Source organism: Anabaena sp. WA102, from assembly GCF_001277295.1.
GTDB classification, from domain to species: Bacteria; Cyanobacteriota; Cyanobacteriia; order Cyanobacteriales; family Nostocaceae; genus Dolichospermum; species Dolichospermum heterosporum.
Genome location: NZ_CP011456.1, coordinates 4,845,679 through 4,859,508, shown reverse-complemented (window position 1 = coordinate 4,859,508; position 13,830 = coordinate 4,845,679). Strand labels below are relative to the sequence as shown.

The window sequence follows — 13,830 nt, the reverse complement described above, 5'->3', positions numbered from 1 at the left end:
CAAGGTTGCTAAAGTCCAATTTTTCTAAATATTCAATAAAATCACATTCAAAATTACTAGGAAGGTTTACAAAATGGTGTTTACTAAGTTACAAGTAACACCATAGTTTGTTATTACGCAATCATTCAACATTACTCCAGAAAAATTTCGTTTGGAAACAACCGTCAACCCTCAACCGTCAACTGACAACTAAAAAATTTATGGTATTACAAGTAGAAAACAACACTTACGAAGCGAAAACCCAAGAAATTGCTAAACAAGTTCTAGCTGCTACCCAGGAAAATCGCTCATTTTTGGCTGCTTTACGGGATCAAATGCGTTGGGATGATAAATTGCTCGATTGGGCTATGAGTAATCCAGGTTTACGAGTACAATTATTTCGGTTCATAGATACCTTGCCCGCTTTACATAGTAAATCAGAAATTGCCTCCCATTTGCAAGAATATTTGGGAGATGATTCCGTAGAATTACCCGCAGCTTTGAAAGGAATCTTAAACTTTGCTAACCCTGATTCTATGCCCGCACAGGTAGCCGCGACAACAGTGGGAACTGCGGTAGAAACTTTAGCACATAAATATATTTCTGGGGAAAATATCAAGCAAGTCATCAAAACCGTTGAGAGACTGCGAAAAGACAAAATGGCTTTCACCATTGACCTCCTCGGTGAAGCGGTAATTACTGAATTAGAAGCGCAATCTTATTTAGAAAGATACCTGGAATTGATGCAGCAGTTGGTGGAAGCATCCAAAAATTGGGGGAAAATTCCGGCTATTGATGAAGCTGACGGCGAAAATATCCCCAAAGTCCAGGTTTCTGTCAAATTAACGGCGTTTTATTCCCAATTTGATCCTTTGGATGCCCAAGGTAGTGAAGCACGAGTCAGCAATCATATTCGGACTTTACTCCGTCGCGCTCAAGAATTAGGTGCAGCAGTCCATTTTGACATGGAACAATACGCCTATAAAAATATCACATTCAATATTCTCAAAAAGCTATTACTGGAAGAGGAATTTCGTCAACGTACTGATATCGGGATGACAATACAAGCATATCTGCGGGATAGTGAACAAGACGCTAGAGATATTATTGCTTGGTTAAAACAACGGGGTTATCCTCTCACCATTCGTCTAGTTAAAGGTGCGTATTGGGACCAAGAAACCATCAAAGCTACTCAAAAGCATTGGCCACAACCAGTTTATAATGATAAAGTCGCCACCGATGCCAATTTTGAGGCGATAACTCAGCTATTGCTAGAAAATCATCAGTATGTCTATTCTGCCATAGGTAGTCATAATGTGCGATCGCAATCTCGCGCCATAGCAATTGCGGAAAATCTCAATGTTCCCCGTCGTCGTTTTGAAATGCAAGTTCTGTACGGCATGGGTGATAAAATCGCCAAAGCTTTGGTAGATAAAGGTTATCGCGTGCGGGTTTATTGTCCCTACGGTGACTTGTTACCAGGAATGTCTTATTTAATCCGTCGTTTATTAGAAAACACCGCAAATAGTTCTTTTCTCCGGCAAAATCTGGAAAATCGTCCCGTTGAGGAGTTGTTAGCAGCACCAATTATATCTCACGCAAAGGCGCAAAGTCGCCAAGAGGAGAAGGAAGGTTTTGTTGGTGTTGCGGATACAGATTTTGCGGAAGAGGAAAGAAGGAATAAGTCGAGTTTAGCTTTTGAAAATGTCCGTCAGCAGTTGGGGAAAACTTATTTACCCTTACTAAATGGGGAATATGTGAATACTACAACGTTTGTTGATTCTCTTAATCCTTCTAATTTTAGTCAGGTTGTTGGTAAGGTGGGTTTGCTGAGTGTTGAACAGGCTGAGGAAGCAATGAAGTTTGCTAAGGCTGCTTTTCCTGCTTGGAAGAAAACTCCAGTCAAGCAACGGGCTGATATTTTGCGTCAAGCAGGGAAGTTAATGGAGGAACGACGCGCTGAACTTTCGGCTTGGATAGTTTTGGAGGTGGGAAAACCTGTTAAGGAAGCTGACGCGGAGGTTTCGGAAGCTATTGATTTTTGTCTTTATTATGCTGCGGAAATGGAACGGTTGGATAAGGGTGTAATTTATGATGTGGTTGGGGAAACCAATCGTTATATTTACCAGCCGAAAGGTATCGCTATTGTGATTTCTCCCTGGAATTTTCCTTTGGCTATTGCTTGCGGTATGACTGTCGCTGCTTTGGTTTCGGGAAATTGTACTTTACTCAAACCGGCGGAAACTTCTTCTGTTATTACTGCGAAGTTGACGGAAATTTTAATAGAAGCGGGAATCCCTAAAGGTGTTTTTCAATACGTTCCTGGTAAGGGTTCTCAAGTCGGTGCTTATTTAGTTAATCATCCTGATACTCATGTGATTGCTTTTACTGGTTCTCAAGAAGTAGGTTGTAGAATTTACGCAGAAGCCGCAATTCTCAAACCTGGTCAAAAGCATCTTAAAAAGGTAATTGCCGAAATGGGAGGCAAGAATGGCATCATTGTTGATGAAAGTGCTGATTTAGACCAGGCTGTTGTCGGCGTTGTCCAATCTGCTTTTGGTTATAGTGGTCAAAAGTGTTCTGCTTGTTCACGGGTGATTGTGCTTGAACCCATTTATGATGCTTTTGTGGAAAGGTTGGTAGAAGCCACAAAATCCTTGAATATTGGGGAGACGGAGTTACCCAGTACCCAAGTTGGTCCGGTAATTGATGCTATTTCGCGCGATCGCATTTTGGATTATATTCAAAAAGGTAAACAAGAAGCAAAAGTCGCCTTAGAATTACCCGCACCCAGTCAAGGTTATTTTATCGGTCCGGTGATTTTTTCGGAAGTACCCGCAAATGGAGTTATCGCCCAGCAGGAAATATTTGGCCCTGTCTTAGCGGTAATTCGGGTGAAAGATTTTCAAGAAGCAATAGACGTTGCCAATGGTACAAACTACGCTTTAACTGGTGGTCTTTATTCTCGCACACCTTCCCACATTGAACAAGCACAAGCGGAATTTGAAGTGGGGAATTTATACATTAACCGAAATATTACTGGAGCGATCGTTTCCCGTCAACCTTTCGGCGGTTTCAAACTTTCTGGAGTCGGTTCCAAAGCCGGCGGACCAGATTACCTCTTGCAATTCCTAGAACCACGCCACATCACAGAAAACATCCAGCGTCAAGGTTTTGCCCCAATTGAGGGTGCAGACTAACTTTATAATACACAAAGATCCCCGACTTCTCAAAGAAGTCGGGGATCTCAAACTAATTATCTATTTTTGGGACACTCAGGTAAGCTTTTACCAGCGTAGTTACAATCAAAATAAATTAATGCTTCTCTACTAGATTTAAAGTCTCTAGTTTTAGAGGCTGGATCTTTTTTGGGATTTGCTTTATCAGACCAAATTTTTAAGTAGTAACTGCTACCATCATCAGTAGACCATAATTCGTAAATATAGTCACCTCCTCTACCTTCACCTCTCAAATAGTCTGCTAGTGCTGTATTTGATATAGATAGAAGGGTAGATATAGCCAAGATGGGAACTAGGGCTATTTTTAATAGTTGACTTATTTTCATAGACACACCAATCATTGTTTGTATTTCCAGCATAGCGTAACTGTGTGTCTATGTCTAGAATAAAATCATGCACATTTTCATCTAAGCGCAAAATAAAAATGTTATTCATACCATCAATTTTATGACATGAGTCGGGGATCTTTTTTATCCTGTTAATCCTTAAATCCTGGAAATCCTGATTCTGACAAATTATGATATTTTGATGTTAAAATATGAAATCAGGGTTTCTCTATATTTATGGGTAAAAAAGATGATATTAAACAAGTTAATTCAATTGCTAGAGAATTTCGGATGTCAGCAGAATTAAGAAATGCTTTTGGTATATTTCTGGAGGAAGAAAAAAGAAATGGTTATGGTGGAACTTTAAACGATAGAGGTGATTTTACCTATTCAGAACTCCGTCAGAAAGCTAAAGAATTTTTAGAGGATATTAATTATGACTCCTAAAACATCTCTTGCTAATTCCATACTAAATCTAAATCAAATTATTCAACCAATTATTGGCGAAACTTGCCATCAAATTACATTTAGTTATGGGGATGAATTACAGTTACATTTTGGTGAAATGACTGCCTACAATCATCCTAAATTAGCACATTTACGTAAAGGAAGCTGGCAACTTAGCACTAGGGCAACACCTTGGTATTTAATGCTAGGAGATAATCTTTTCGGTCATTCATCTATGTTCGTAAATAATAAAAATGCTGCCAAATATGCTAAAACGTTTTTACAGTATTTGGAAAACAAAAAACTGACTAATTTTATTATTCCTGCTAATAGTCATGATATGAAACTCACTTTATCATTTGAGGGTGGTTACGAACTAATTTTAAAACCAGATTTAGAAGATGATTCTGGACTTGCTTATTGGGAATTAATGATGCCAAATGAGCAAATTTTAACCGTTGGTCCGGGAATGTTTTGGGAATGTAAATCAATTCATGAACCTTATTAGTCTGGATATTTAAGTAGGTTAGCATTGAAAATCTTCGTTATGGCAAGGCAAGAGGCACTCATGCAAGAGGCAAGAGTGAAGAGGGTTTGGGCGATTTTACTTTTCTTTACATAGATTGGTTTTATTGTGTTCACCTACTTAGATCCAGATACAATTTCCGTTTCAAATTATAATTACTAATTAATAATGTATAACTGCGTGCCTTGCTTAAAACAAACACTTTTGTTTTCGTATTAGCGCAAAATCCAAATAGTAACATCCTTAAGATAGATACCATCTCTCTAAAAATATGCAAGAATGAAGGTAGAAATATCTGTTAAAAACAACTTAACACCATTCTCTATTTTTGACTCCTGACTCCTATTCCCAGGGGGGTGAGACTATGATTGATACAAGTAACGATATAAGAATTATTTCTTTAGTTCCTAGTGCTACGGAAATTGTGGCCAAACTGGGCTTGTTTAATGCTATGGTAGGGCGATCGCATGAATGTGACTATCCTCCCGAAATCGTCAATCTTCCAGTTTGTACCCAAGCGCGTTTGAATGGTGACGCTAATAGCCATTCTATTCACAAAGAAGCCGACAATCTATTACAATCTGCCTTGGGTATTTACAAAATCAAAGTGGATGTTTTAGAGAAACTGCACCCTACCCATATTATCACTCAAGATCAATGTGATGTCTGCGCCGTCAGTTTACCGGAGGTAGAAAAAGCAGTTGCCCAACTTACCCACAGTTCGCCACACATTATTTCTCTACAACCCAATACATTACAGGATACTTGGGGTGATATTGAACGGGTTAGCCACGCATTTGGTGTAGATTCAGTAGAAATACTGGAGAATCTAGAAGCCCGTGTCAGAATTTGCAAGCGTAGACTACAAGGACTTTCCACCGCCGAACTGCCTAAAGTCGTGTGCATTGAATGGACTGATCCTTTGATGACTGCTGCAAATTGGGTTCCTGAATTAATTAACTTAGCAGGAGGAAGACCATTATTTAGCATCACTGGTAAACCTGCTGCTCATGTCAAATGGGAAACATTAGTAGATAGTAATCCAGATGTGATTATTTTCATGCCCTGTGGCTTTGATTTGCAACGAACTCAGCAAGAAGCAGAATTATTAACTCAACGTCCAGAATGGAAAAAACTCCACGCTGCTCAAACAGGAAGAGTATTTATTACCGACGGTAACGCTTACTTTAACCGTCCTGGTCCGCGATTAGTAGATTCTGTGGAAATTTTAGCAGAAATATTGCACCCAGATATTTTTGACTATGGTTATAAGGGTAGTGCTTGGCAAATTTTGTAATTATTGCCATCAAGGGTAAGTTAAACGGGCGGTTAGAAACCGCGTCTACACAAGCAAAACCCACCTGCGTGGGTTTCAAATCCTTGGTTTTTTCGTTAGTCCGCGCAGGCGGACTTTGTTTGTATAGCAGCGAATTCCATTCGCCAAGCCTTAAGTTGACACTAGCTTCTGCTGTATCTGTGTTTGACACCTATAGGAAAATATTCAGTATCACCAATGGGTTTTAATTCTACTACAGGAGTTTGATATTGTAGAGGAACATAATTCGCAAATTCACTATTTAAACGCAATAATTGGGCAAGAATAGCCGCAGTAATAGATAATCTTTTTTCCTCTTGATTTTCAATTCCTGGTGCTAATTCTACTACTACAGATAAAAAGCGATTTTTATCGGCATCTTCTTTTACCTGGATAACAAACTTACCCGTTACCCATTCTCTAATGATTGGTTGTTCTAGTCCGACTGTGACATTTTCTGGATAAATATTTGCGCCAAAATAGGAAACTGTAAAGTTAGAACGTCCAAAAACATAGACAAAAGGTAATTGGTGAATTCCGCGATGATTTTTTAATTCTGTAATAGGATTAAAACCCCATTCTGCTAAGAATTCTAGCATTTCTGTGTAGGTAATTAAGCCACCTTGATCAAAAATGCTATATCTAATTAAAGGCACACCATTATTCCCAGAAAATAGTAAATTTCCATCTTCTACTTCAAAAAAACGACTGCAAGGATCATATTGAACTAAAGTAGGTAATCGGGATTCTCCAAATAATGCTTTAGCTGCGGCAGGTGTGGCTGCTAAAAACCGCCGAATACAAATACTTAAAGGGGTTTCATTCCCTAAAACTCCTGCGTCTGCTGTTCCATACATGGAAGCAAAATCATCATAGGGATTTTGAGAACCTATTCTTTCTCCAACTAAATTGCGCCATTCTTCACTGAATACTTCCCCTGCCATGACTAATTTAATGTGATATTGTCCCCACTGCATTCCATTGGCAATACCCGTATCAATCACATCTTTGAGAAATGGTGGATATCCTAATAGAACAACTTGCTCAAAATTACCGCCTAATTCTTGGACAATTCGCAAAATTTCTGTTTTATTATTCCCTGGGGTAATGACGGTAATCGGATAACCTTTAGCGGCTAAATGACGACAGCAATTAGTGGTAAACATTCCACCCACCCAAGTTCCCAAGGTAAAACAAATTACTGCTAAACTGGGTTTAGTATCGGCATGAAAACTATCATGAAAAATTTGTTCAAAGCGGGTAGCTATTTCTAGTTCGTCGGTGATGAAACGTGGCCAAAATGTAGGTTTACCCGTTGAGCCAGAGGAAGCGGCAATCATATCACAGCTTCCTACTTTTCCATTATTACACAATTGGGGCAAAGAATAACGGGAAATATAATTTTCTTTATTAATTTTTGGTAAGTTTTGGAAATCTGCTAATGTTTGAATATTTTGAGGATTTATGCCTCGTTCTGCTAAAAATGCCTGATAAGCGGGTACACTAGCAGCTACATCTTGAAATAATCTCAAAGCTATTTCTTGACTGTCAATATTCAGGTGCTGTTTTAGTTTGTCTGTTAAGGGAGTTGAGATAAAATATTCTAATCCTAAGATTGCCCTTGGTGTTGATATTTGTGGTTTCATAAAGCTGGTTTGTCCAAAAAATCTGGTTGTTCTTTCTCAGAATTCTATCTATAAATGCAATTTTTTAGTAACCTATGGGATTTACCCACTGTACAAACTTACCATCATATCAATAAACGAAATTGCGTCGTTTTCGGCTTTGGGAATAAGAGTAGGGTGCGTCAGATAAAGGAAATCTGTTTTTTACAAAATTATCGGGTCTGACGCACTCTACAAGAGACAAGGGAACACCAAAAAATAAATTACCCAATTTTGTGGGATGGGCATCCTGCCCGTCCTTGCTGATTAAGGGTATGAATTTTAGTCTCACGCAAAGGCGCAAAGACGCACTGAGGTTTGAGTTTTAAAGAAAAATTTTAGCTGTTAGAGGCTGCGGGAACTTGACACTCTCACTGAGCTTTACGCTTACCGGATATTCCTGTAAATTACCTCGTTGCTTTTGTAGCCATTGATAACTCTCCATTTATCTCCCCGGATCATGCAAATATATTGCAGTCAACAACACATAAATAATGGCGGTCATCGTTTTTGTACCCAGTGCGGTGAAGCATTACCTTTGACGGTGGGACAAGTTATTGATAATCGTTATGAAATTGCGCGGATATTAGGACAAGGTGGTTTTGGCCGCAGTTATTTAGCGATTGATCGGCAAAAATCTCGAAAAACTTGCGTTTTAAAGGAATTTGCCCCCAATGTTGTTAAACCCCAGGAGTTACAAAAGGCTAAGGAACTGTTTGAACGGGAAGCAAGTGTCCTCAAAAAAATCCAACATCCCCAAATTCCCCGGTTTCATGCTTCTTTTTCCGCCAAAATTGGGACTAAGGATTTTTTCTTTTTGGTGCAAGATTATATTGAGGGTGATAATTATGACCAATTATTTGAACAGCGTCGGGGTCAAGGACAGTCTTTTAGTGAGGAGGAGGTAATTAATTTACTACATAATGTTCTGCCTGTGCTAACTTATATTCATTCTTTAGATATAGTTCACCGCGATATTTCCCCGGATAATTTGATTTTGCGCCAAAGTGATAATTTGCCCGTATTGATTGATTTTGGAGGGGTTAAACAGTTACCAGCTTCTCAGGGTTTTTGGCGGACACAATTGGCTGTCAATGCGACTTTGTTAGGTAAGAAGGGATACGCACCAGAGGAACAGTTACTTCAGGGAAAAGTTTATAAGAACAGTGACTTTTATGCGTTAGGGGTGACGGCTTTGGTATTAATGACGGGGAAAGAACCACATTTACTTTATGATAGCTTTAATGGGGTTTGGCTTTGGGGTAAGGAAATTAAGGTTAGTCCCAAATTAGAGACTGTCTTAAAAAAGATGTTGGCATATAAGCCGAGCGATCGCTATCAAAAAGCCGAACAAGTTATTAAAGATTTACCTTTACCATCTACCTCATCTACACCACAGATTATGCAAACTTCTAACAATAATCCCAATCCCTATATTACTAAGTTGAAAACACAGGTGGTAGCACCAGGAATAAAGCGGGTTCGCAGTATTCATGGTGGTGTCCACAATCAGACAAGTTTGTTTGTTCAGAAAATACCCATGCCAAAATGGTTGCGTCCTTTTATGGTTAGCTTTATTATGACTACGGTAATGTTGTCAACAGGTGCGGGTATGTTTGCTTTAGGAAATTTTGCAGTTAAGGGAATAACCTCAATTAAAGTTCCGCAAGTTGAACTTCCCAAAATCCCATCTAAGCATGATTCTAAAGATGAAAAAAATCAAACTAATCGCACTATTCAACAGGTGTTTAGTCGTCTACAACAGTTAGAAATTTCTCCGGCATTTTTTACTAATACCGTTAATGAAGTTTTTTATGCCGAAAAACCAGAATTAAACAACCGCAAGTTAACTCAAAACCCCGAAGACGCAGCTTTGAGATCACAATGGAATGCGATCGCTAATAAGTTATTAAATAATCTAGAAAAGGCTAATTTAAGTGAACCTGCTAGAAAGAAAATAGGTAGTTATAGTCAACAGGATTCCCAACGCTGGGAACAGTTAGCCAAAGCGGGAAAATTAGGTAATTATAAATCTTTTCAGGATTTACGTGCAGATACATATCAGACCTTTGACCCGTTGTTTCCTGGTCAGGAACGCGGGAAACTAAATCAAAAAACTTTTCTGCAAATCTGGTATGCGATCGCATCTGATAAAGTAGAAAATAAGTAATGGGTAATGGGTAATGGGTAATAGGTAATTTGTCAGAACTGACCAATGACCAATGACCAATGACCAATGACCAATGACCAATGACCAATGACCAATGACCAATGACCAATGACCAATGACTAATATATACTGTTCTCAAGGGCATCAAAATCCGTCGGGTAGTAGGTTTTGTCTCCAATGTGGAGACAGAATTGGCAGCGTACCGATATCTGGAAATCAAGGTATTCAAGCGGGACAAACTTTAGGCGATCGCTATGTTATTATTCGGCAAATTGGTCAAGGAGGATTTGGCAAAACCTACTTAGCAGAAGACCTTAACCGCTTTCGAGAAGCTTGTGTTTTAAAAGAATTTTTTCCCCAGGTACAAACTCCCTACATTGTCCAAAAAGCCGAAGAACTTTTTCAGCGAGAAGCAAGTGTACTTTACAAATTACAACATCCTCAAATTCCCCGATTTCGGGAACTATTACGGATCAACTTGCAAGGGAAAGAAAGTCTTTTTCTAGTTCAAGATTATATAGATGGTGAAACTTATAATTCCTTATTAAATAGTCGGCAAAAACAGGGTTTAAAATTTACAGAAATAGAAATCCGCCAATTATTACAGCAAATTTTACCAGTATTAGAATATATTCACGCCCTGGGGGTTATTCATCGTGATATTTCTCCTGATAATTTAATGCTTCGGAGTAGTGATAAATTACCAGTATTAATTGATTTTGGAGGTGTTAAACAAGTAGCCGCCACCGTCGCCTCTCAATATTACCAAACAGGGGGAATAGCATCTCCCACAAATGGCACTTTGTTAGGAAAAATAGGATTTGCACCCCCAGAACAGATGCAAACTGGTATGGTGTCCACCCACAGTGACTTATATGCTTTAGCCGTCACAACGTTAGTTTTACTGACAGGTAAACAACCCCAAGAATTAATTGATACTTATAATTGTAGTTGGCAATGGCGACGGGAAATCAGCCTCAGTTCCGCACTTGGACAAATCATAGACAAAATGTTATCACCAATTGCGAGCGATGCCTACGGCGGGTTACACCAACGCTATCAAACAGCCCGTCAACTTCTCCAAGTCCTCAACCCTCAATCTGTTAGCTATCCGCAAACTCAACCCCCCACATCTGCTACAGTTGCTATTTCTCCCCCGAAAATCCCCGTTCCTGAACCCGTGATGATTCCCACTCCTCCCCAACCAGGTATTTGGACAGGAAAAAATGTTTTGATTCTCGTTTTTTTCCTGACTATTGGGAGTTATTTATATTGGCAAAAACTTAAAACCCCTACCAACAATTTACAGGGAAATAACCCGATAATTTTACCCAGTCCCCATTCCACCGAAACAGCAAAAACAGAAGTAACTTTTTCACCGGAAGAAAGACGACGCAAACAAAAATTGAGCATTCTCCGTGAAGAATTAGATATAAATTATCAATTTTATGTTAGACTAGTAAACCAACTCTTTCGAGAAAAATATCCCAATTTAAAAGGGCGTATTCTTAGTGATAATCCAGAAGATGAAAATTTACGAGCTGAATGGGATAAAACCGCCGCCGAAGTCCTAGAAAAGCTAACAGCCATCACTGCTGACTCCCGCCGTCAACTGGGAAATTATACTGGGGATGAACGCGCCACCTGGAAAGCCCAAATCAATCAAATCAACGTTGGTAGTCGGTCTTTATATGATTTAGGTGATGCCGCTTTTTTCAGTGAATTTCCCGAACAAAAGAGTAAAAATTTTATTAAACAACCCATTGGACAAGTTTGGTACGCATTTGTCAATGATCAACTTAACGCCATTCTTGACAAAAGTATATTGGAAAGAATAGTCTTTCCTGAAGGCGCTACAGGTAAAACAGTGAGTGGAACTCTCCAACCAGGAAAAGGTAAAGTTTTTATTGCTGGACTAGCCAAAGACCAAAATATGGAAGTGAAACTAGAAGCAAATTCCAAAGTCTTACTCTCAATTTATTCCCCCTCTGGGAAAAACCCATTACTACAAGACTCTCAAACACGGACGATATCTGCAACATTACCAGAAAAAGGATTTTATGAATTTGTTGTTGTTTCCACAGCCTCAGAATCCGTAGATTATCAACTCACCCTAACCGCAGAAAATCCCCCAGAACCCGAACCAACAGAAGAACCAACAGAAGAACCAACTCTCACAGAAACACCCACACCTGAAAATAATTAGGACTTACGGATAGCGTAGCGTAAGCCATAAAAATTACAGCCGTTTCCAATTATATGACGTATATCATAACCCCCTCATCGCTTGCGGGGAGGGGGTTGGGGGTGGGGTTCTTGTACCTCATAACATGGGGAAGTGCTGTATCTGTGAGGTCTAAGAGTATGGCTTACCAAGAAAGAGTGAAGCTATTTATCCTCATCAAACCCAGACTTTATATGTGCGGTGGGGTGATTGGTTGATGCCTTTATTATTGCTTCTAACTGCTTTGAGTCGGCTTTTAGGATTTCCTCTTTACTGTATTTTCTCCTCCCAATAGAAAGTGGTGTGAAAATAGAAGTATTTACTTGCGGACTAACACTATCGTTTAGACTATCATCTATTTTTTTGCGAAGAGATGATAAAAACATTATATCATTTCCTAGATCAGAAACTTCATCTTCATATTCATCCGAGTCTTCAATTTGATTGATTCTTTCTTGGTATTTTACCATCAAATTATCAACAGCTTCGATCATGAACTTGATATCTTTAAATGATAAATCCATAGCTAATTCCTTCCAATGATGACTGTAACTATTATTAATTAACTTTAGAGAAATACGTACCTATCTGTTGTAATTCTTTTTTATAATCCTCCAATGGCATATCTTGAATGGGTTTCCACAGCCAGTGATTATCATAGTCATTAACTAATTCTAGCTGTTCTGGTATTTTTGTTCCTGCTTGTAATTGCCACCAATTTTTACCATAACCTGGATTAGCAAATGTTGATATTCCCCCTGTTGATTCCCCATCTGCTAAAGTAGTCATAACCCATACTTCCCCATCCTGATCATAGCAAGCAATATCTTTATCAGGGCGAACATTATCCATTCTGGGGGAATTGGCATTTCCTTGTCTATAAAGAATAATTGGTGTGTTGTTCATTAAGTAGGATTTCAGTCTTTAATTTGTGTATTATACTCAAAACGGCTTGATTGTTTGATTCTAAACGTAGGGGTAAAGCAAGAGCTTCATTGGTGTCAACTTAACGTAAAACCCATAGCCCGCCTGGGAATGAATTCCCAGTCTAAGGGACTTCCAAATAAAAAAATACTCAACCACCTAACGCAAAAATCTCTCAAACCCTTATTCCTCTGTGTCCTCTGCGCCTCTGTGGTTCGTTAATCAGGATAATTTATTTCTTGGAAGTCCCTAATAGCATTAACGTAAAACCCATAGCCCGCCTGGGAATGAATTCCCAGTCTAAGTAGGTGAGCGTTGAAAATTGTCGTTATGGCAAGGCAAAAGGCAAGAGGCAAGAGGCAAGAGTGAAGAGGGTTTGGGCGATTTTACATTTCTTTACACAGTTTGGTTTTATTGTGTTCACCTACTTAATAGCAGAAGTTGTCTTTTGATGACTAAATAACCCAGAAATTTTTGAGTAAACTTTAGTTTACTTTCGCTATTAGCCCGGAAATTCATTTCTGGGTGGGTGTGGAAGCCAACAAATAAGCCATCTGTAGCCTAAGTTGACACCAATGAAGCTCTTGCTTTACCCCTACACATCTGGGTTCTTTGTCATTTGGCAAAAGTTTAAATCTCACCCGTGTTTAGTATAAATAGCATAATCCTTGACAAGAAACCATTGCTAGACATACTATATACCTATTCTGCTTATATACAGGCTTGTTTCTTCCTTGCGCCTTTGCTTCTTAGCATCTTTGCGCGAAACAAAACATAATTACCAAGTTGGATCACTAAAAAGATGCACCGTCAACTTCTCTTTTCCCGGTGGAACTGCGGTAATACAAGCCCGAATAACTTCCCCATCATCTAACTCTAGAGTACAAGCGTGACAAGTCCCCATCAGACAACCCGTAGGAATTGATACCCCAGCCCGTTCCGCCACATCTAACAACGGTTCTCCTACTTCAGCATTGACAGTAATATCATCTGGTAAAAAATTAATTTGCATAGTT

At 39.1% G+C, this 13,830-nt stretch carries 11 protein-coding genes; 6 read left to right on the top strand and 5 right to left on the bottom strand.

Annotated elements, in window-relative coordinates:
* Nucleotides 1–200: 200 nt before the first annotated feature.
* The gene (pruA, locus tag AA650_RS21320; protein ID WP_053540568.1) at nt 201–3,179 is read left to right on the top strand and encodes an L-glutamate gamma-semialdehyde dehydrogenase; all 2,979 of its coding nucleotides are present in this window, start codon (nt 201–203) and stop codon (nt 3,177–3,179) included.
* A 56-nt stretch (nt 3,180–3,235) separates the two neighbouring features.
* Here the strand turns inward: pruA and AA650_RS21315 are convergent, their stop codons facing one another.
* Nucleotides 3,236–3,577, bottom strand: coding sequence for a hypothetical protein (locus tag AA650_RS21315; RefSeq protein ID WP_081424301.1), 342 nt, complete (start codon nt 3,575–3,577; stop codon nt 3,236–3,238).
* 204 nt (nt 3,578–3,781) lie between these two features.
* On the opposite strand from AA650_RS21315, the gene AA650_RS21310 reads away from it, so the two are divergent.
* From AA650_RS21310 to AA650_RS21300, 3 genes are all read left to right on the top strand, one after another.
* On the top strand, nt 3,782–3,991 hold the full coding sequence (locus AA650_RS21310) for a hypothetical protein (RefSeq protein ID WP_053540567.1): 210 nt from the start codon (nt 3,782–3,784) through the stop codon (nt 3,989–3,991).
* Entirely contained in the window at nt 3,981–4,499 is a 519-nt protein-coding gene (locus AA650_RS21305) for a hypothetical protein (protein ID WP_053540566.1), read from the top strand. The genes AA650_RS21310 and AA650_RS21305 overlap by 11 nt, the downstream gene beginning before the upstream one ends.
* A 382-nt stretch (nt 4,500–4,881) precedes the next feature.
* Nucleotides 4,882–5,814, top strand: a complete 933-nt coding sequence (locus tag AA650_RS21300; protein ID WP_053540565.1) for a cobalamin-binding protein — start codon at nt 4,882–4,884, stop codon at nt 5,812–5,814.
* Nucleotides 5,815–5,975: 161 nt separating this feature from the next.
* Here AA650_RS21300 and AA650_RS21295 read toward each other — a convergent pair whose 3' ends face one another.
* Nucleotides 5,976–7,478, bottom strand: coding sequence for a phenylacetate--CoA ligase family protein (locus AA650_RS21295; protein WP_053540564.1), 1,503 nt, complete (start codon nt 7,476–7,478; stop codon nt 5,976–5,978).
* A gap of 478 nt (nt 7,479–7,956) precedes the next feature.
* Between AA650_RS21295 and AA650_RS21290 the strand changes: the two genes are divergently transcribed.
* Nucleotides 7,957–9,666 carry a serine/threonine-protein kinase gene (locus AA650_RS21290; RefSeq protein ID WP_053540563.1) on the top strand — a complete coding sequence of 570 codons (1,710 nt, stop codon included), beginning with the start codon at nt 7,957–7,959 and terminating at the stop codon, nt 9,664–9,666.
* Between the two features lie 115 nt (nt 9,667–9,781).
* Nucleotides 9,782–11,872, top strand: coding sequence for a serine/threonine-protein kinase (locus AA650_RS21285; RefSeq protein WP_053540562.1), 2,091 nt, complete (start codon nt 9,782–9,784; stop codon nt 11,870–11,872).
* Nucleotides 11,873–12,054: 182 nt separating this feature from the next.
* Here AA650_RS21285 and AA650_RS21280 read toward each other — a convergent pair whose 3' ends face one another.
* From AA650_RS21280 to AA650_RS21270, 3 genes are all read right to left on the bottom strand, one after another.
* Nucleotides 12,055–12,414 carry a hypothetical protein gene (locus tag AA650_RS21280; RefSeq protein WP_053540561.1) on the bottom strand — a complete coding sequence of 120 codons (360 nt, stop codon included), beginning with the start codon at nt 12,412–12,414 and terminating at the stop codon, nt 12,055–12,057.
* Between the two features lie 34 nt (nt 12,415–12,448).
* Nucleotides 12,449–12,796 carry a hypothetical protein gene (locus AA650_RS21275; RefSeq protein WP_053540560.1) on the bottom strand — a complete coding sequence of 116 codons (348 nt, stop codon included), beginning with the start codon at nt 12,794–12,796 and terminating at the stop codon, nt 12,449–12,451.
* 796 nt (nt 12,797–13,592) lie between these two features.
* Complete coding sequence (locus tag AA650_RS21270; protein ID WP_442853947.1) at nt 13,593–13,826, bottom strand: 2Fe-2S iron-sulfur cluster-binding protein; 234 nt, start codon at nt 13,824–13,826, stop codon at nt 13,593–13,595.
* Nucleotides 13,827–13,830: the final 4 nt, after the last annotated feature.

Bases quoted from the DNA above. Each gene is read 5' to 3' on its own strand.
- AA650_RS21285 (WP_053540562.1), top strand. From the start codon at position 9,782: ATGACTAATATATACTGTTCTCAAGGGCATCAAAATCCGTCGGGTAGT.
- AA650_RS21270 (WP_442853947.1), bottom strand. From the start codon at position 13,826: ATGCAAATTAATTTTTTACCAGATGATATTACTGTCAATGCTGAAGTA.
- AA650_RS21315 (WP_081424301.1), bottom strand. From the start codon at position 3,577: ATGCTGGAAATACAAACAATGATTGGTGTGTCTATGAAAATAAGTCAA.
- AA650_RS21280 (WP_053540561.1), bottom strand. From the start codon at position 12,414: ATGGATTTATCATTTAAAGATATCAAGTTCATGATCGAAGCTGTTGAT.
- AA650_RS21300 (WP_053540565.1), top strand. From the start codon at position 4,882: ATGATTGATACAAGTAACGATATAAGAATTATTTCTTTAGTTCCTAGT.
- AA650_RS21290 (WP_053540563.1), top strand. From the start codon at position 7,957: ATGCAAATATATTGCAGTCAACAACACATAAATAATGGCGGTCATCGT.
- AA650_RS21310 (WP_053540567.1), top strand. From the start codon at position 3,782: ATGGGTAAAAAAGATGATATTAAACAAGTTAATTCAATTGCTAGAGAA.
- AA650_RS21275 (WP_053540560.1), bottom strand. From the start codon at position 12,796: ATGAACAACACACCAATTATTCTTTATAGACAAGGAAATGCCAATTCC.
- AA650_RS21305 (WP_053540566.1), top strand. From the start codon at position 3,981: ATGACTCCTAAAACATCTCTTGCTAATTCCATACTAAATCTAAATCAA.
- AA650_RS21295 (WP_053540564.1), bottom strand. From the start codon at position 7,478: ATGAAACCACAAATATCAACACCAAGGGCAATCTTAGGATTAGAATAT.
- pruA (WP_053540568.1), top strand. From the start codon at position 201: ATGGTATTACAAGTAGAAAACAACACTTACGAAGCGAAAACCCAAGAA.